Here is a 17,041-nt window from a genome sequence, read left to right on the forward strand (position 1 = left end):
TTTATCTGTTGTTACTTTTGTTACTACTTTGCCTTGCTCATCTTGCACTTCGAATGTTACGCCTTTTAATAACGCGCCACTTTCTTTGTCCACTTTTGTAATTTCTACTGAACCTTTATCTACTAGCTCATTCTCTACTTTTAGTGATAAGACTTCTGTCATACCTTTTTTAATTTCGAATGATACTGGCTCTGTTAGCTTTTTGTAGCCTGGTAAGCTTTCTACTTCTACTAGTTTGTAATTCCCTACAGATAGATCTGAAATTTTCGCTTTTCCTTCTTTATCTGTTGTTACTTTTGTTACTACTTTGCCTTGCTCATCTTGCACTTCGAATGTTACGCCTTTTAATAACGCGCCACTTTCTTTGTCCACTTTTGTAATTTCTACTGAGCCTTTATCTACTAATTCATTCTCTACTTTTAGTGATAAAACTTCTGTCATACCTTTTTTGATTTCGAATGATACTGGTTTCACTAGTTTTTTATATCCTGGTAAGCTTTCTACCTCTACTAGCTTATATTTTCCTACTGGTAAATCTGAAATTGTTGCTTTTCCTTCTTTATCTGTTGTTACTTTTGTTACTACTTTGCCTTTTTCATCTTGCACTTCGAATGTTACGCCCGCTAATACTGCGCCACTTTCTTTGTCTACTTTTGTAATTTCTACTGAACCTTTATCTAACAGTTCGTTCTCTACTTTCAATGATAAAACTTTCGTCATACCTTTTTTGATTTCGAATGATACTGGTTCCGTTAATTGTTTGTAGCCTGGTAAGCTTTCTTTCTCTACTAATTTGTACTTTCCTACAGATAAGTCTGAGATTTTTGCTTTACCATTTTTATCTGTTTGTACTTCTGTTACTACTTTGCCTTGCTCATCTTGTACTTCGAAGACTACGCCTTCTAATACTTTTTGGCTATCTTTATCTACTTTTGTTACTTCCACATTTCCCTTGTCTAACATTTCGTTTTCTACTGTTAAAGCAAGAGATTTTGTCATACCTTTTTCAATTTGGAAAGTAATCGGATCTACTAATTGTTTATATCCTTTTGGTGCTTTTACTTCTACTAACTTGTATGTGCCGACTGATAAATTAGTAACTTGTGCTTGTCCTTTTTTATCTGTCGTTATTTTAGCGACTACTTGTCCTGCTTCATCTTGAATTTCAAAGACTGCATCAGCTAAAGCATCTTTATTTTCTTTATCTACTTTTGTAATTTCTACATTTCCTGTATCCACTAATTCATTTTCTACAGTCAATTGTAATGCTGTTACTCTACCCTTTTCAATTTCGAATGAAATTGGCTTTTCTAGTGGTTTGTATCCTGCCGGTGTTTCTACTTCTACCAACTCATACTTTCCAATAGATAAATCTGAAACGTTTGCTTTTCCTTCTTTATCCGTTTTTACTTTCGCAACTACTTTTCCTTTTGAATCACGTACTTCAAATACAACATTTTCTAATGGAGCTTTACTATCTTTATCTATTTTTGTTATCTCTACATTCCCTGTATCCACCATTTCATTTTCTACTTTCAATGATAGGACCTCGGTCATGCCTTTTTTGATTTCAAATGATACTGGTTTTTCTAACTTTTTATAACCAGGTAAACTTTTTACCTCTACTAATTCATACTTTCCTACAGGTAAATCTGAAACATTTGCTTTTCCTTCTTTATCTGTCGTTATTTTCGTAACTTCCTTACCCTTTTCATCTTGTACGATGAATGTTACTCCTGCTAACGGTGCTTTATTATCTTTATCTATCTTTGTTATCTCTATATTTCCCGTATCTACCATTTCATTTTCTATTTTTAATGATAAAATCTCGGTCATACCTTTTTTTATTTCAAACGATACTGGCTCTGTTAATTTCTTATAGCCTGGTAAACTTTCTTTCTCTACTAATTTGTACTTTCCTACTGATAGATCTGAGATTTTTGCTTTACCATCTTTATCTGTTTTTACTTCCTTTACTACTGTTCCAGCTTCATCTTGCACTTCAAAAACTACGCCTTTTAATGCTTTTTTGCTGTCTTTATCTATTTTTGTAATTTCTACTGAACCTTTATCTAACTGTTCATTTTCTACTTTCAACGATAGGACTGTTGTCATACCTTTTGTAATTTCGAATGATACTGAATCTGTTAGCTTTTTGTAGCCTGGTAAACTTTTCGTCTCTACTAATTTGTACTTCCCTACTGATAAATCAGAGATTTTTGCTTTACCATCTTTATCTGTTTTTACTTCTGTTACTACTTTGCCTTGCTCATCTTGCACTTCGAAGACTACGCCTTCTAATACTTTTTGACTATCTTTATCTATTTTTGTAATTTCTACTGAGCCTTTGTCTAACTGCTCGTTTTCTACTTTTATTGCTAAAGCTTTTGTCATACCTTTTTTTATTTCAAATGGTACTGGTTCTGTTAGCTTTTTATAACCTGGTAAGCTTTTTGTCTCTACTAATTTGTACTTTCCTACTGATAGATCTGAAACGTTTGCTTTTCCATCTTTATCTGTTACTACTTTTCTTACTACTTCATCTTTCTCATCTTGGACTTCAAATTCGACACCCGCTAATACTGCTCCGTTTTCTTTGTCCACTTTTGTAATTTCTATATTACCTTTGTCTACCATTGCATTTTCCACTTGTATTGGGAATATGCCGTCCCCTGTTACATTTACTTCGAACTCTGCTTCTTTTAATTGGTAGCCTTCAGGCGCTTTCGTTTCTTTTAAAATATATTTCCCTGGTGCTAACGGTTTAGAGATTGCCTTGCCATCTTTATCTGTAACAATATGTTCGACTACTACACCGTCTTTTACTATATCAAACTCTGCATTTGCTAATGGTTTCTCACCATTTTCCGAATCAATTTTCTTTACTTCAATTTGACCCTTTTGCATAGTATTTTTAATTTCAATTGTTTTTGTTTCTCCAGCTTGAAGTGTAACCTCTACTGGACTTTTTAATTTTTGATATCCTTCTGGTGCTACTGTTTCATATACTTTATACGTCCCAGGAGCTAAAGGTTGAGGTACTGAAAAACCTTTTTCGTCCGTTTTCAGTTTTGCAACAACTTCATTTGCACTATTTCGGACTTCAAATTCGGCACCTTTTAACCCTTTGTTCGGATTCTCAGAATCTATTTTATAAATCGATACTGTACCGTCTTTTGGAGCTTCAGGCGGCGTAATAGTTACTTCTTTTGATGTTAATGTTTTATCATCAAAATGTAATTCCGCTTTATTAGGAATCTTCTTATCTACGTAAGAAGATAAGTCTGCATTATTTTTAATTTTCGCCTTGATACTAAGATTGATTCTCTGGTCTTCATATGACTTATAGTCAAAATTCTCACCAAACGTAAATGTTACTTCACTTCTTTGCTTATCTATCTTTAACGTCCCTTTAGAAGTAATATCTTGGCCATTTTGATCATACACTTTTGCCTCTAATACTTCTAAAACATCTTCTAAATCATCACTAATTACCATTGATGTGTATTTAGGAGGATCGTTCGGTATATGTGTACCAACTTGGTATTGAATCACTTGATCCATTTGTGTTAGCTGTTCATTCTCTACAAGCTTGCCATTCTCATCAACTATATTTTTTTCAATACTAGGTGGATTATCGTCACCTGAACCGGTTCCCCCTCCACCACTTACGAATACTTGTCCTACTTTTTCTTCAGTTTTAATATTTTTACCTTCTAATTTCACAGTATTTTTATGAGGCTTTGCAGCAGGATTAGTAATCTTTGTTTTATATCTTAAAATATAACCTTTTGAACTGTCTGGAAACTCAATTGTAAATCCAGCCTTTGTTGCATTAATTTTAATGTTAGATAAATCTGCTGGCTTAATATTTGTTGGTGCATAACCATCTTCAAATACAGCCTCTTCTAATACTACGCTGTCTGTAATTAACTCATGCCCAGGTCCTAATGTATCTGTTAATTTAAGATCTTGCATTTCTGTTCCAGTTGCATTTACATATACAAGCCAATCAGCAATCGAAGGATCTTCTTGATTATAAGAACCCCATTTCAATAGATTATCTGTATTGGGCTGTGGCTTCGGTCTCTCTGTCGTATTACTTACATTTACTTCTTTATTGACGATTTGACCATCAACGTTAAATTCTAATGGAATTTCTTTAACACCATCATATGCTTCTAGACCAAAGTAGAATTCTACGAATAAAGAACCTTTAATGTTATTCTTTCCTTCTACGTAATCACCCATAGTACACGTTAATAGACCCTTTTTCATCTCACATGTACCAACTGTTTTTCCTTCAGCATCTTTTAAAGGAAAACTCATATTCATAAGGTCTTTTCGAAACTCTTTTGGCATATCAATTGTGAATTGATCTCCACTTTTTATTTTTTCTTTAGCTGACCACTTCACTTCTACTTTCATACCATCTGAGGCTTGATACGGTTCAGATGTCGTGCCATCAGTACGGGAAATATTAATTTCGTCCACTGGACTTTTCATCACAGCAGCTTGAATAACTGGAGCCCACACATTCAGCACTGAAAATAATACTAGAAAAACTAATGAAACCATTGAAATATGTCTTTTAGTACTTTTCATTTGCATAGTTCCCTCCTATTTTTTATATTTATATAACAAAAAAAGACCGTCCGGTTGCATCAAAAATGTGCAACCAGACGATCTTAGTAACCAATATGTATTACCGTAGACTCTAAGCTTTGCGGCCTATCCTTTCGAATAGTGTGCTAAAAATATCTTTTATTCTTTTTTTGTTTCATTTTCCTCTTAAACCAAATATTACTATACCGTCTGGACGGTTATAATTCAATACTCTATAAAATTGTTCTATTTTTCTAATAAAAAAAACAATTCACCAATACATTAAAGAAGCAATGGTGAATTATTTTCGCATTATATAGTTCGCATATTCTATTTATATGAATTACTAATAAGAGCTTGAATCACTTTTTCTCTTAACTCGGGGCTTAGTCTTCCAACCCCTAAATATTCCGAATACCATAATCCATCTGCTGCTAATCTAATAATTGTTGCACAAACTGCATCTATCTCATCGTTTTCTATATTCTTTTGCAGTTGCTGAAATGATTGTTGTAATGGCTCAAGTAATTCAGGTTTTAACATGAATGCTGCCATCATACTACTAGACAACTCTTCTGTTCTTCTCTCATTATTTAATCTTTCCTCTACAAAAGAGCGAACCCATCTCCCTTTCCTCTCTGCGTCTTCCGCTACTTTATTGTAAATGGCCCCTTCATAATCCTCTACCCCTCTGACTATCATACCTTCTATTAAAGCTTCTTTATTTGAAAAGTGATACAATAATCCACCTTTACTTACACCCGCCTCTTTTGCCACTGCTTCTAAGGTTAATTTAGCAACCCCTTTACATTGCACAATTTGAGAAGCGGCCGCCAAAATCTTTTGCCGCGTTATGCTTATACTCATTCCTTTTTAAAACCCCATTTCTACTAAATTTATATAAATACGAATCTTATTTTTAATATTGTTGATTACTACTAAGTATTTTCTTTATACAACAAAAGCTTCATTACCTTTGAATTTTTAGTTACTTATTCTATTAAAAATTTCCATATCATTCAATATGATAACATTAAACACACAAAGCTGACTATACATCTATACTTTTGTATTTATTGAAAATATATCCATTGATAAAATTTACCAATTTAGTCCTTCTTATTACCTTATAAGACGGCAGTAATTCTTTCAGCACTAAATAAAAAATGTTATTACTCCCATTGAATTGAGTAATAACATTTCACTTAACAAATTCGCTGCCAACTAGCATCCTTCACATCTTCACTAGTCGGTTTTCTAACTAATCCAATAAAACATTCCTCGCAAGCACCAAATGCAATGAAGTTTTTCTGTGCTTGTCTTAACGAGACTTCATTTACCCCGCCTTCAAAGTCAGGATCGTTAAACTGTACCTCATCATCTTCCCAGTAACATATATTACAAATTTCATATGTATCTGGTGGTTCTTCTTCTATTGTTCTATACCCGCAGCACGGACATGTATATTTCATTCTGTTACTCCATTATTCATTTCTTTTTTCTCCCATATATTCCGGCCCATAAAGAATGTAACAGCGCAAATCATAGTTATTACCATGAAAGTAGTATTAGAATCCTCATATGTAGTTGGAATTCCAACCGTTACAGAAACAATACTAAAAGCTAAAAGTAGATATAATAATAAAGATATAATATAGCTGAGTTTAAATCGTAAAATGATACCTCTAAACAATAGCTCACCAAGTAGACAGCCACCTAAAATAATAGGTACTCCGAAATACAATGTAAGGACTCCCATTTGCGCAGTAGATTGAATTATCTTTCCAATTATGTTCGGCGAAACCAGCTCACTATTGTTTCCCATCCTATCATATAAATCAAGTGCTGTTGCTGAAATAAAGAAACTTAATATAGAAAATGAATACGGTATTAAAAATTTGCTCACTCTCATTCACCTCGCTTTTTTCTTTACATATATTATTCATTATTTTCGCATAAAAAAATAGCCCGTCTTCCGCGAAAGACGAGCCGTTCCACTTAATTCTCACTTAACTTCTTCTTATACCAATCCTGCATTCTCTCCGCATCTTCTACTCTCGTATGCTCTATTTTGTAACTAGATGATGCACTCGAAAACTTATACGTACATAAATCCGCACGGCGCTGGAAATATGATTGTGTCTTCTCCATTGATTGGACGTGTCTTCTTCTAATAAGTCCTGTATATTTTCCGACGCTACGATAGACAAGTGTAATTTGTTCTCCGTTAACACTGTAACCATTTGTTTTAAATGTTGCGTATCCAAGTGTAAAGATAAGGATTGCGAGCGGTAATAATGCCCACATGATGTAATACTTTTCAAAGTATATGCTTATTCCAGTAAGCGGGATTGCGAGCATAGCGAAAAAGATGAAACTATCAATGAGATAACGGCGCAATGCTGCTTTTGGTAACGAAGTAATATTTGCATTCAGTTCGTATGGTAATTGTAAATGCGCGAGTAACTGTTGCACTCGATCTTTTCGAATGATAGGGTGCAGTGTAACTTTTTCTTTTTCGTCACCCGTTCCCTTACTTTGAATGACTTCTACTTGCACAGCACAATAACCGAACGGTTGGCGTAAAATACCTTCTTTTATCGTAATCCCTTGAATACGGTGCAATTTTAGTACGAGTTCTTTTTTCTCCAGTAATCCTTGCGAAATACGGACTTCGTCATTTCTTCGATTCACTGTGAAATCTCCATGTTTTAGCGCATAACCAATTGTCGATATAATCCACGAAAGGACGAGCAAAATGGCTATCATAAAAATCCAGCCATATATATCATGTTCCATTACATACGACTTTACGCTATTCTCTATCCATTTCGGAATGTACTCATCTACTTGGTGATACACAAAAAAGATTAATGAGAATAATAATCCAAATTGACCAGATGTAACAGAGGCTATTAAAATCTCTTTCCACGTTAATTTGTATTCTCTCGCTTGTTTTTCCTCTGTAATAATTTCTTTTACTTCTACTTCTTCTAATGTTTTTTCTACTTTCAATTCTGAAGCCGACTCATTTAACATTGCGATAAGCTCTGTCGCTTCTTCTACCGTAATTCCAGCTAAGCTAACTTCTGCTTCATCGCCTCCGCCAGCTGTTTCAATCTGAATTTTTTTCAAACCGAGCATTTGATATAGTACGTTAGAACTTGTATTAATCGTTTGAACACGTTCTTTATTTAAGTAGCTCTCCTTTTTCACGAAGAGACCTTTTTTCACATGCAATACGTTATTTTCAACCCAATATGTTGTGTAATACCATTTTTCAAACGCTGAAAAAACGGTGAGTAAACCAAATGCTGCAGGAATTAAATACCAAAACGGGAATTTTCCGTTTAAGCTAAACATGAAAATAATGAGTGGTATAAAATCTGTTATTTTTAATTCTAATAACATCGTGATTGGATGCTGCCTTTTATACATCCTCATCACTCACTTTCGCTAATTCTGCGATTTTCGTTTTCAACATTTCAGCTTCATACATCGTTAAACCTGGGATGCTATGAGAAGTTGCTGCTGTTGAAATGTGTAATTCTGCTAATCCGTATTTTCTCATAATTGGCCCTTGTTCAATCGTTACGTGCTGTACACGAATCATCGGCACTAATACGCGCTTAACAACGAAAAGGCCATGCTGAATTTCAAGTTCTTCTTCATTTAGTTGGTAGCTGTAATAACGTTGACGTAGTTTCGGGAATAAGAAGTACGAAAATGGTGCGAACACAACTGTCAGCCCAATCATTACATACAAAATCCACGCCCACCAATCAAACTTTATCATGAGGAAAAGGTAAGCTAAAATGACGAGTATACCGATCCCTTCTTCAATTACAGCACGAACTTTCCACACCTTGACCATGTCAGGGTGAATTTCATTTTTCAATGAATCCATGTAACCACTCCAAATCTAGTAATCTAATATATGAATACTCTTAATCTACATTTTACATAACTTTACAGAAAATTGAAATTTAATCTTCTTTCTTCTCAGGAATAAAATATCCGAACCAAAGTAACCAAATGAAACCGATTAACTTCATCCAACTTCCATCCGCTTGAAAAGCTTCAATCATACCTGGTATTTTATAAATCCCAATAAATCCAAGAAAACCGAGCCACCAGTTTTTTTGCATTTTCATCTTTACTCCTCCTTCATTACGTTTTTCACATTTCGAATCCAAATTTCTTTATACTTTAAATGGAATCCCATGAGCATATAGTTGCTCATATTATCGATCACAAGCGCTAGCGTATGAGCATTTTCTTCCGTTTCATGTTGTGACACAACGCCCAGTCTCGCGCCTTTCTTCAATAAATCGTGGAAACCATGCAAAAAATCCTCTTGTATTTCAAATAAACGTTTTTGATACTTTTCATTTCGTGATGCAGTTACGATAAATTCATTGATAACGCGTAGTATTCCTTCTTGCCCTTCATACTCAGAGAGCATATGTAAACCATCTGCGATTAGCTTTTCTGCAAAGTTTTCTTTCGTATACCGCTCTTCATTAAAGTACTTTGTAAAATGATAATCAGAAAAAATCTCTTCAAATAAAAAATCAACTAACGCTTCTTTAGAAGAAAAATGATAGTAAATAGCCGGTTTTGAAATACCTACCTCTTTCGCAATCATGGAAAGACTCATCTTCTCAATGCCGTGTTCTGCCATAAGTTTAAATGATGCCTCTACAATGTTCTGCGATGTTTGTAAATTCTTCGTCATACTGTACCTCACTTATTTTTACTTACCGGTCGGTAAGTAAATTATAAAACAAAACGAAATGATTTTCAATTTAGTTAGCACTACAGAAGGTGTTTATTGGAAAATACAGAAAGTTATAAAGTAAAAGCAACATATAACAATAAGGAGGATATCATATGGGACTTGGTGGTAATGGCGGTAGTGGTGGTAATGGCGGCGGTGAAGCGGGACAAGCTGGTAAGAGCGGATTTTCATTAATCATTGTACTTTTTATCGTATTGATTATAGTTGGAATTAGCTATATCGGACTTAGCTTCTAAGAAAAGGCGTCCTACATTACATATGTAGGACGCCTTGTTTTTAATCCCTATTCAGCAATCGCATACGATAGCAATTCATCGTCACTTCTCCAAGTCGTTGTAATAATTGATAGTTCGCATATGCGCCGACCGGGGCACCGATTACTGGGACGAGCTGAAGCATTTTTGCTAAATCGATATAGTCTCGGTACTCTGTTTGGAACTTTTCCCAGTCCATATGATTTTCTTTTTCTGTATCCCACGTTTCGATTGCTTTCCATATTTCTTTTCTGTGATCGTCACTTGAAAAGGCAAGTTGGAAAACGTGAAGGATAAAAAGACGCTCTTCTTGTTTACTCGTATCAAATCCGTACAATGTCGCTGCATCGAATAAAAATTTAATTTTAATTGTAAGTAAAAGCGGAAAGTCAGCAAGACCGAGGAGAATACCACCAGCTCCAGTCCCTGCTCCTTCTGCCGCTGCTATTTTTTTGTACTCATCCATTTTTTTACGAACTTCATCGTCACGTCTTTGCAGTGACCATGTCGTCTCTTTTAGCTTCGGCTTTATAAAGTTTGACCCGGCGCTAATCGTTTGCACCATCATACGAATCGTCTCTGTTAGTACCTTTTGTACTTTCGCCGGAATGAGCTGTTGCACCTTCGTCTGCACTTTTTTGGAGAACCGTGTCATCATAGAAGAATCTTTCATGAATGTAGCTTTCCACTGCTCCAATTCTTTTATAACCTTCTCTTCGTATGTAATCATAGGTTCATTCCTTTCAATTTAAACGCTCAATGCGCTTCGCCCCGTATTGGTAAACGAAACCGATACTAAATAATATGCTTACGATAAGTAAAATTCCTGTCATCATGAAATCTTTCGTTGCTAGTGCAAATATAATTGTAAATATAACGCTACCTGTAATAAGAATTGCATTTAATAAAGTAAGAAAATCTTTCTTCTTCTCTTCTCCGCCTACTGGGTACAAATCAAGCCAAATTTTCATGCGGTAATGTTTCCATAAAGTTAATAGCTGATAACCGATTAAGTATAGGAAGATAAGGCTTACGATAAATCGTCCATATAAAAACGGAATGAAGTAAAGAATAACTCCGCCTAGAGCGAGCAGGCGCACATATAAGCCAAAATAATTACCAGATCTTAAGAACGTTCTCGTATATAAGTATAAATATGTACGCTTTTCGCCTATCATCGACAGAATGAAATCTAGCCATTTTCTGCGGGCTACTCTTTCTTTTAATGCTGGTACATCAACGAACATATTCGCAATGCGGTACAGCAGCATCATCTTCTTACCTTCTTCGGAAATTAAATACTCCCAGTTTAGTGGCTTTCCTTTGACCATTTGATGCATGATAGCAAGGTATAACACCATGAGAAGGACGATTCCACCAATGAAAAGAACTGAAGTACGTTCTACAAGGAAATATACAAATAAACCGTTTAGGATAAAACGAATAAACCAATCAGCCCTTTGTATATTTTGATCTGTTAAAAATGACTTTTCCCACGCTACAAATAAATTCCACGCTTTTACAATGACAAATGCGAGTACGATCCATATGTAGCCAGCTCCTGTTTGCTTCATTTGTTGGAAGTATAACGGAGCAAGCGCAGCTGCTACGATTGCGATTATGTATAACTGAATCATAAATGTAAAAAGAAATGCCTTTGTGAAGTAAGGTTTTAACTTTTCTTCAACTGGCAGTAAGTAAACGAGATCCGCTTCTTTTAATAACGTTTGAATGGATCCAGCCGTTAACACGAGTCCAATTAATACTGCCATTACGAGCGCAGTTGGAAACGAAGTTGTTAACGTTTGTAACCATTGCTGGTAATAATACGCTCCCGCACCGATGATGAACACGAAAATAAATTTCAAATGATCATTAAATACGTATTTACTATATGTACGAACTTCTTTTAGAAAGTGACGAAATCGTTCTTTCCATAACGCTGTGCTATTCATAATCTTCTTCCTTCGTTAGCGCGATGTAAATATCATCTAACGTTGCACCTGGCATATTAAACTGTGATTGCAGTTCAGATAGCGTTCCCTTCGCTCTTACTTCACCTTGATGCAAAATAATGAACGAATCACAATAACGCTCTGCCGTCGCTAAAATATGTGTGCTCATTAAAATACCGGCACCACTCTTTTTCATTTGGTCCATCATTTGAAGAAGGGATTGAATCGCTAACGGATCTAATCCAACGAAAGGTTCATCTACTATATAAAGAGATGGCTCCACTAAAAATGCGCTCATAATCATTACTTTTTGTTTCATCCCTTTTGAGAAATGAGATGGAAACCATTTTAAACGATTTTTCATACGAAACTCTTGTAGTAGTTGTCCTACACGTTCTTCATATTGTTTTTCATCCACGCCGTACGCCATAGCTGTTAATTTCAAATGCTCTTCTAACGTTAATTCATCATATAATACCGGCGTTTCCGGAATAAATGAAAAGCTAGAACGGTACGCTGTCATATCATCACGAATTGTTTTCCCATTAATTGTGACAGTTCCTTTTTTCGGTTCCATTAAACCGATAATATGTTTAATCGTCGTACTTTTACCAGCTCCATTTAAACCGATTAAGCCGACAAGTTCGCCTTTATTAACAGAGAACGAAACGTCTTTTAATACAGGTCGTTTCGTATATCCTCCTGTAACATTTTCTACACGCAATAACTCGCTCATACGACACCACTTTCTTCATTAGTATTCATTCTATATTCATCTTACCAAAAATTATGCTGTACTACATAGTATCCATGTACTCAAAAAAAATTTTTAAATTTATTAGCATATAATTTCCCGAAAGCGGACATCATAATTATTGAAGAAGGAACACATTGAAAAAGCAACCACCAATTGATGAGTACAACAACATAGTGAAGTCATCATGAAATGGGGTGTCCAAGTTGGACAATGAAATTTACACATAACCAGATCATTTGTTTCATTTTCGAAACGGGGTGTCTCTGAAAGAGCATATACTGTTTTAAAAAATAAACAATTTCATTTAAAAAAAGATTGCAATTCATTTCACTTGAAAATGGGGTGTCTACGGCAGAAACTTTAGCCGATTTACCGTGCATTTCTTAAATAAATGAGGTGTCTGCGAAACGTAAATTACGATAATGCTTTTTCAATCCCTCTTCAGAAAACAGGAAGCTGAGTCAGCTTCCTGTTTTTCGTGTTTGTTCTCTTATGTAATTATGGTAAAATACGGCTAAGGATATTTGAAAGGATGAGATCAATGAATCATACAGCAGACAATTGTATTTTTTGTAAAATCATTGACGGGCAAATCCCTTGCTCAAAAGTATACGAAGATGAACATGTGCTTGCATTTTTAGATATTAGTCAAGTAACAAAAGGACATACTCTTGTTATTCCGAAAGTTCACAAACAAGACATTTTTGCGTTAACGCCAGAAATCGCATCACACATTTTTTCTGTCGTTCCAAAAATCGCAAATGCGATTAAAGCAGAGTTTAATCCAGTTGGCTTTAACCTACTTAACAATAACGGTGAAAAAGCTGGACAAACTGTGTTCCACTTCCACCTTCATTTAATTCCACGCTACGGTGAAAAAGATGGTTTCGGTGCTGTTTGGAAATCACACCAAAATGAATACACTATGGAAAATTTACAAAACATCGCAAGTACAATTGCAAATAGTGTGAAATAATGACACTATAAGAAGGCGTAATACATAACAAGCCACTTCCCTGAAGTCATCAAATTCCGCATGGCTTGTTTCTTCACCTAAAATGCTCAGGGATGATTGTTTGTGCATAGCACATATAAGAAAGATATGCATATTTTTTCACATCATGAATACGAACAAAAAATAAGGAGGTCTCCTTTTATGTCAAAAGCTAAATCCTTTATTACAGGTGTTATTTGCGGCGGAGCAGTTGCTGGACTAGCTGTTCTTTTCTCAACTCCTTCTTCTGGTAAAGACATGCGCGGCAAGTTAAAAGAAAAAGGAAATGATATTAAAAAGACTTTAGCTGATATTACAGCTGATACGAAATTATTAAAACGTCAAATCGTTGAAACTGCTTCAGAAGGTAAAGAAGTGTTCCAAGAATTAAAAGACGATATGCACGATACACTTTCTAACTGGAAGCAAGATATTTCTCAAAACAAGCGCCATATTGAGAAAGAAATTTTGGACATCCAAAAGTCAATTGAGAAACTACAAGAAGCTGTTCCAGAAAAAGCGTAAACAAATTCCTGCTTAGTTTTTTGCATATAACAAATATTTTTTATATAAATTGACCTTGACACGGCATGTCGTATAGATATGCCGTGTTTTTATGCATTTACAATATATGTTATCACTTAACATGTAAGGACAACGTATGTATTCATGACTCATAAAACGCTTCCATAGTTATGCATGATTTGTATAGAATGTCATTTTTCCGAAAAATTTTCACAATTCTCACAAAAAGACTTTATTAATTTTTATTTTACTGGCATAATAGATAGTAATGAAAAAAGAATGTTAAAGTGGGTGAGTAAATGAAAAGTGGAGAAAAAGATTACTCGGTAAAAGAAGCGATGATTTTCAGCCAACGCATTGCTCAATTATCGAAAGCGTTATGGAAATGTGTAGAGAAAGATTGGCAGCAGTGGATTAAACCTTACGATTTAAATATTAATGAACATCATATTTTAACAATCGCTTATCATTTAAAAGGGGCTTCTATTTCTGAGATTGCTAAGTTTGGAGTTATGCACGTATCAACGGCGTTTAACTTCTCTAAAAAGCTAGAAGAACGCGGCTATCTTGTATTCTCAAAAAAGGAAGATGATAAACGAAATACGTACATTGAAATTACAGACAAAGGGGAAGAATTACTACTTCGCTTAATGGAGGAGTATGATCCTGAAAATAATTCAGTGTTTAATGGGGCTCTTGCACTTCGTAATTTTTATGGGAAGTTCCCAGAAAATATCGAACTGATTGCAATCCTACGTAATATTTATGGACAAGACTTTATCGATATTTTTGAGAAATCATTAGAAGATATTGAAGAGAACTTTACAGAATCCGATCAAAAGTTAGTTAAGAAATAATCTATTTATTTTTTCGCAATCATGCTTAAGAATTCATTCATAAGCGGCTTAAATAAACCTTGTTTTGCTAGCGCTTCCGCAGTTTCGTGTACTTCGAGCTGATGTGGAAGCGCTTTTTCAAATTGATCTAACAGCGCATCGAACAAAAGAAGCCCTTCTGCTTTCTCCACTACATATTGCTCGTTCAGTTTTTCACAAAGATTTAGTATACGTTCAATATCTTTTTTACGAGCTTTTTTCTTTATGATCAAAGAATAAAATGGACACTTCTCTTCATCAATCATTTTAAATAGTAGGTCTACATAGTATTCAGCTTGTTCTAATCTTCTAACAACGTCCATTTTCTCCCTCACTTTCTAACACAAAGTCTTCTATTTCTGAATTTTGTAACACGAACAAAATATCGTGTGATACAATATATGTATATGTATTTTAGCCAAAAGGAGGTCTCGCCTCATGACACTTATAACAGTTGTTTTTGTCGCATTCGCACTTCTTGTTATATTTTACACGAATTTCATGACACATACACTGTGTGAACGAAAACAAATAGCTGCGAGCCGCCAGCCCGGTGTCTTTCGGGTTATTAATGTATGTATAACAATTTTATTAATTTCTAGTTATATAGAAATTATATTTCATGGAAAGTGAGGAAGGAAAGCCCCTTCCTCACTTTTTTCCTCTATAAGCAAATTATACCTACAATAACCAATAAAATAAACAGTACAAGTAATAAAATAAGTTGAGAATTCATCCCCATCCCCTCCTCTATTCTGTATATGCGGCATACGCCCAATATGGCACACTTTCAAAATCTGACACGTGCTGGTTAATTTTTCTTTATCAATATGAAAACGGTTCGAAATATGATATATTAAATTTTGTACATATTGCTTATACTATAGAACAAAACATTCATCAAAACTTTATCCTCAGCCTCGGTAAGCCCTGTTAAGCGCGCTTTACCAATATAAAAAAGCAAAAGTATCAGTGAGACTTAATCGGGCTCTTATGAATCAAAATTCATTGGTGTAGGATAAATTAAAAATACATAATAGTAGGAGTGTTTATCGAATGAAGAAAGCTATGCTTGCCTTAGCCGCAACAAGTGTAATCGCATTATCAGCATGTGGAACATCATCATCAGACAAAATTGTTACATCTAAAGCTGGTGACATTACAAAAGAAGAATTTTACAATCAAATGAAGACACAAGCTGGTAAACAAGTACTAAACAACATGGTTATGGAAAAAGTACTTATTAAAAACTACAAAGTAGACGACAAAGAAGTAGATAAAAAGTTCGATGAAACGAAAAAACAAGTTGGTGATCAATTCGATACACTGTTAAAACAACAAGGTCTGAAAGAAGAAACATTTAAAAATATGTTACGTGCTCAATTAGCTCAAGAAAAAGCAATTGAAAAAACAATCACTGATAAAGAATTAAAAGACAACTACAAGCCTGAAATTAAAGCAAGCCACATTCTTGTAAAAGATGAAGCTACTGCGAAAAAGGTAAAAGAAGAACTTGGACAAGGTAAATCTTTCGAAGAGTTAGCGAAACAATACTCTGAAGATACTGGCTCAAAAGAAAAAGGTGGAGACTTAGGATTCTTCGGACCTGGTAAAATGGTTAAAGAATTCGAAGATGCTGCTTATAAACTGAAAAAAGATGAAGTAAGTGAGCCTGTAAAATCACAATTCGGTTACCACATCATTAAAGTTACAGACATTAAAGAGCCAGAAAAATCATTCGAACAATCTAAAGCTGACATCAAAAAAGAACTTGTTGCGAAGAAAGTGCAAGATGGCGCATTCATGAACGATCTTATGATGAAAGAAATCAAAAAAGCTGACGTAAAAGTTGACGATAAAGATTTAAAAGATCTTTTCGAAGAGAAAAAAGCTGACGATAAAAAAGAAGAAAAGAAATAATGAAGTAAAAAAAAAGCTTGGGCTTCGGCCCGAGCTTTTTTATGTATCCTCTTCGTTAATGAAAGTTTATTTTTTCATTCGTTTAACTAAAACCATCTTTTATGCATTTCACTTAAAAACATTTCTGTAATTTTAAATCCAGAATTTTCTCCTATAATAGAGTCAATCCCGCAATGCGGACAAACTGCTGTGTTATCATCATCCCACCACTCTGTAATTTTTTCTGGATGAAAAATTTCTAAACAATAGAAACAACCACATATAACATCCTTTTCTAAGTGCTTTCTATTACGAGAACAAAAACGATGCGCTTCCTCAAAATATTTTTGCATCAGTATCCCCCTATTCCTGATTT

General features: G+C 34.6%; 19 protein-coding genes and 1 riboswitch. Of the genes, 6 read left to right on the forward strand and 13 right to left on the reverse strand.

Annotated elements, in window-relative coordinates; translation table 11 throughout:
* The 8 genes from ACTFO4_RS16150 to ACTFO4_RS16185 form a co-directional block, all read right to left on the reverse strand.
* Positions 1-4,611 (reverse strand): SpaA isopeptide-forming pilin-related protein (locus ACTFO4_RS16150; RefSeq protein ID WP_440018861.1); only part of this gene is annotated, 4,611 nt, incomplete at its 3' end.
* Between the two features lie 59 nt (positions 4,612-4,670).
* Positions 4,671-4,763, reverse strand: a riboswitch (cyclic di-GMP riboswitch).
* A gap of 172 nt (positions 4,764-4,935) precedes the next feature.
* Entirely contained in the window at positions 4,936-5,472 is a 537-nt protein-coding gene (locus ACTFO4_RS16155; protein ID WP_199631097.1) for a TetR/AcrR family transcriptional regulator, read from the reverse strand.
* 338 nt (positions 5,473-5,810) lie between these two features.
* Positions 5,811-6,077: a CPCC family cysteine-rich protein gene (locus ACTFO4_RS16160; RefSeq protein ID WP_326234765.1), complete on the reverse strand. Its 267-nt coding sequence runs from the start codon at positions 6,075-6,077 to the stop codon at positions 5,811-5,813.
* A complete protein-coding gene (locus tag ACTFO4_RS16165) occupies positions 6,074-6,517 on the reverse strand; it encodes a hypothetical protein (RefSeq protein WP_080350299.1) in 444 nt (147 codons plus the stop codon). Before ACTFO4_RS16165 ends, ACTFO4_RS16160 begins: the two co-directional genes overlap by 4 nt.
* Positions 6,518-6,603: 86 nt before the next feature.
* Positions 6,604-8,043 carry a PH domain-containing protein gene (locus ACTFO4_RS16170; RefSeq protein ID WP_000278217.1) on the reverse strand — a complete coding sequence of 480 codons (1,440 nt, stop codon included), beginning with the start codon at positions 8,041-8,043 and terminating at the stop codon, positions 6,604-6,606.
* On the reverse strand, positions 8,036-8,512 hold the full coding sequence (locus ACTFO4_RS16175; protein ID WP_153582686.1) for a PH domain-containing protein: 477 nt from the start codon (positions 8,510-8,512) through the stop codon (positions 8,036-8,038). Before ACTFO4_RS16175 ends, ACTFO4_RS16170 begins: the two co-directional genes overlap by 8 nt.
* A 79-nt stretch (positions 8,513-8,591) precedes the next feature.
* Entirely contained in the window at positions 8,592-8,759 is a 168-nt protein-coding gene (locus tag ACTFO4_RS16180; protein WP_000783808.1) for a hypothetical protein, read from the reverse strand.
* A gap of 2 nt (positions 8,760-8,761) precedes the next feature.
* A complete protein-coding gene (locus tag ACTFO4_RS16185; protein WP_000164837.1) occupies positions 8,762-9,343 on the reverse strand; it encodes a TetR/AcrR family transcriptional regulator in 582 nt (193 codons plus the stop codon).
* Between the two features lie 155 nt (positions 9,344-9,498).
* On the opposite strand from ACTFO4_RS16185, the gene ACTFO4_RS16190 reads away from it, so the two are divergent.
* Entirely contained in the window at positions 9,499-9,642 is a 144-nt protein-coding gene (locus ACTFO4_RS16190; RefSeq protein WP_000522759.1) for a YjcZ family sporulation protein, read from the forward strand.
* Between the two features lie 40 nt (positions 9,643-9,682).
* Here the strand turns inward: ACTFO4_RS16190 and ecsC are convergent, their stop codons facing one another.
* The 3 genes from ecsC to ecsA are packed head-to-tail and all read right to left on the reverse strand — an operon-like array spanning position 9,683 to position 12,351.
* The gene (gene ecsC, locus ACTFO4_RS16195; RefSeq protein WP_000634142.1) at positions 9,683-10,390 is read right to left on the reverse strand and encodes an ecs operon protein EcsC; all 708 of its coding nucleotides are present in this window, start codon (positions 10,388-10,390) and stop codon (positions 9,683-9,685) included.
* A 13-nt stretch (positions 10,391-10,403) separates the two neighbouring features.
* Entirely contained in the window at positions 10,404-11,615 is a 1,212-nt protein-coding gene (gene ecsB, locus ACTFO4_RS16200) for an ABC transporter permease EcsB (protein ID WP_440014014.1), read from the reverse strand.
* Entirely contained in the window at positions 11,608-12,351 is a 744-nt protein-coding gene (ecsA, locus tag ACTFO4_RS16205; RefSeq protein WP_001292603.1) for an ABC transporter ATP-binding protein EcsA, read from the reverse strand. The genes ecsB and ecsA overlap by 8 nt, the downstream gene beginning before the upstream one ends.
* A 562-nt stretch (positions 12,352-12,913) precedes the next feature.
* Between ecsA and ACTFO4_RS16210 the strand changes: the two genes are divergently transcribed.
* From ACTFO4_RS16210 to ACTFO4_RS16220, 3 genes are all read left to right on the forward strand, one after another.
* Positions 12,914-13,348 (forward strand): HIT family protein, encoded by a 435-nt coding sequence (locus ACTFO4_RS16210; RefSeq protein WP_001016835.1) that lies wholly within the window; start codon positions 12,914-12,916, stop codon positions 13,346-13,348.
* A gap of 180 nt (positions 13,349-13,528) precedes the next feature.
* Positions 13,529-13,891: a YtxH domain-containing protein gene (locus tag ACTFO4_RS16215; RefSeq protein ID WP_000030300.1), complete on the forward strand. Its 363-nt coding sequence runs from the start codon at positions 13,529-13,531 to the stop codon at positions 13,889-13,891.
* A 299-nt stretch (positions 13,892-14,190) separates the two neighbouring features.
* Positions 14,191-14,748, forward strand: a complete 558-nt coding sequence (locus tag ACTFO4_RS16220) for an HTH-type transcriptional regulator Hpr (protein ID WP_000834924.1) — start codon at positions 14,191-14,193, stop codon at positions 14,746-14,748.
* Between the two features lie 5 nt (positions 14,749-14,753).
* Here the strand turns inward: ACTFO4_RS16220 and ACTFO4_RS16225 are convergent, their stop codons facing one another.
* Positions 14,754-15,089 (reverse strand): DUF1878 family protein, encoded by a 336-nt coding sequence (locus ACTFO4_RS16225; protein ID WP_000383655.1) that lies wholly within the window; start codon positions 15,087-15,089, stop codon positions 14,754-14,756.
* Positions 15,090-15,204: 115 nt separating this feature from the next.
* Between ACTFO4_RS16225 and ACTFO4_RS16230 the strand changes: the two genes are divergently transcribed.
* Both ACTFO4_RS16230 and prsA read left to right on the forward strand, forming a co-directional pair.
* Positions 15,205-15,399 carry a hypothetical protein gene (locus tag ACTFO4_RS16230; RefSeq protein ID WP_000172690.1) on the forward strand — a complete coding sequence of 65 codons (195 nt, stop codon included), beginning with the start codon at positions 15,205-15,207 and terminating at the stop codon, positions 15,397-15,399.
* A 423-nt stretch (positions 15,400-15,822) separates the two neighbouring features.
* Positions 15,823-16,686 (forward strand): peptidylprolyl isomerase PrsA, encoded by an 864-nt coding sequence (gene prsA, locus ACTFO4_RS16235; protein ID WP_000710074.1) that lies wholly within the window; start codon positions 15,823-15,825, stop codon positions 16,684-16,686.
* A gap of 86 nt (positions 16,687-16,772) precedes the next feature.
* On the opposite strand, the gene ACTFO4_RS16240 is transcribed toward prsA, so the two are convergent.
* Entirely contained in the window at positions 16,773-17,018 is a 246-nt protein-coding gene (locus ACTFO4_RS16240) for a hypothetical protein (protein ID WP_001174905.1), read from the reverse strand.
* Positions 17,019-17,041: the final 23 nt, after the last annotated feature.

Source organism: Bacillus cereus group sp. MYBKT14-1 (genome assembly GCF_051915185.1).
GTDB lineage: Bacteria > Bacillota > Bacilli > Bacillales > Bacillaceae_G > Bacillus_A > Bacillus_A cereus.

What these genes read in the sequence shown, in the direction of transcription:
- ACTFO4_RS16230 (WP_000172690.1), top strand. Translation starts at nt 15,205, where the DNA reads ATGACACTTATAACAGTTGTTTTTGTCGCATTCGCACTTCTTGTTATA.
- ACTFO4_RS16210 (WP_001016835.1), top strand. Translation starts at nt 12,914, where the DNA reads ATGAATCATACAGCAGACAATTGTATTTTTTGTAAAATCATTGACGGG.
- ACTFO4_RS16160 (WP_326234765.1), bottom strand. Translation starts at nt 6,077, where the DNA reads ATGAAATATACATGTCCGTGCTGCGGGTATAGAACAATAGAAGAAGAA.
- ACTFO4_RS16165 (WP_080350299.1), bottom strand. Translation starts at nt 6,517, where the DNA reads ATGAGAGTGAGCAAATTTTTAATACCGTATTCATTTTCTATATTAAGT.
- ecsB (WP_440014014.1), bottom strand. Translation starts at nt 11,615, where the DNA reads ATGAATAGCACAGCGTTATGGAAAGAACGATTTCGTCACTTTCTAAAA.
- ACTFO4_RS16190 (WP_000522759.1), top strand. Translation starts at nt 9,499, where the DNA reads ATGGGACTTGGTGGTAATGGCGGTAGTGGTGGTAATGGCGGCGGTGAA.
- ACTFO4_RS16240 (WP_001174905.1), bottom strand. Translation starts at nt 17,018, where the DNA reads ATGCAAAAATATTTTGAGGAAGCGCATCGTTTTTGTTCTCGTAATAGA.
- ACTFO4_RS16225 (WP_000383655.1), bottom strand. Translation starts at nt 15,089, where the DNA reads ATGGACGTTGTTAGAAGATTAGAACAAGCTGAATACTATGTAGACCTA.
- ecsC (WP_000634142.1), bottom strand. Translation starts at nt 10,390, where the DNA reads ATGATTACATACGAAGAGAAGGTTATAAAAGAATTGGAGCAGTGGAAA.
- prsA (WP_000710074.1), top strand. Translation starts at nt 15,823, where the DNA reads ATGAAGAAAGCTATGCTTGCCTTAGCCGCAACAAGTGTAATCGCATTA.
- ACTFO4_RS16180 (WP_000783808.1), bottom strand. Translation starts at nt 8,759, where the DNA reads ATGAAAATGCAAAAAAACTGGTGGCTCGGTTTTCTTGGATTTATTGGG.
- ACTFO4_RS16220 (WP_000834924.1), top strand. Translation starts at nt 14,191, where the DNA reads ATGAAAAGTGGAGAAAAAGATTACTCGGTAAAAGAAGCGATGATTTTC.
- ACTFO4_RS16170 (WP_000278217.1), bottom strand. Translation starts at nt 8,043, where the DNA reads ATGTATAAAAGGCAGCATCCAATCACGATGTTATTAGAATTAAAAATA.
- ACTFO4_RS16215 (WP_000030300.1), top strand. Translation starts at nt 13,529, where the DNA reads ATGTCAAAAGCTAAATCCTTTATTACAGGTGTTATTTGCGGCGGAGCA.
- ACTFO4_RS16185 (WP_000164837.1), bottom strand. Translation starts at nt 9,343, where the DNA reads ATGACGAAGAATTTACAAACATCGCAGAACATTGTAGAGGCATCATTT.
- ACTFO4_RS16155 (WP_199631097.1), bottom strand. Translation starts at nt 5,472, where the DNA reads ATGAGTATAAGCATAACGCGGCAAAAGATTTTGGCGGCCGCTTCTCAA.
- ACTFO4_RS16175 (WP_153582686.1), bottom strand. Translation starts at nt 8,512, where the DNA reads ATGGATTCATTGAAAAATGAAATTCACCCTGACATGGTCAAGGTGTGG.
- ecsA (WP_001292603.1), bottom strand. Translation starts at nt 12,351, where the DNA reads ATGAGCGAGTTATTGCGTGTAGAAAATGTTACAGGAGGATATACGAAA.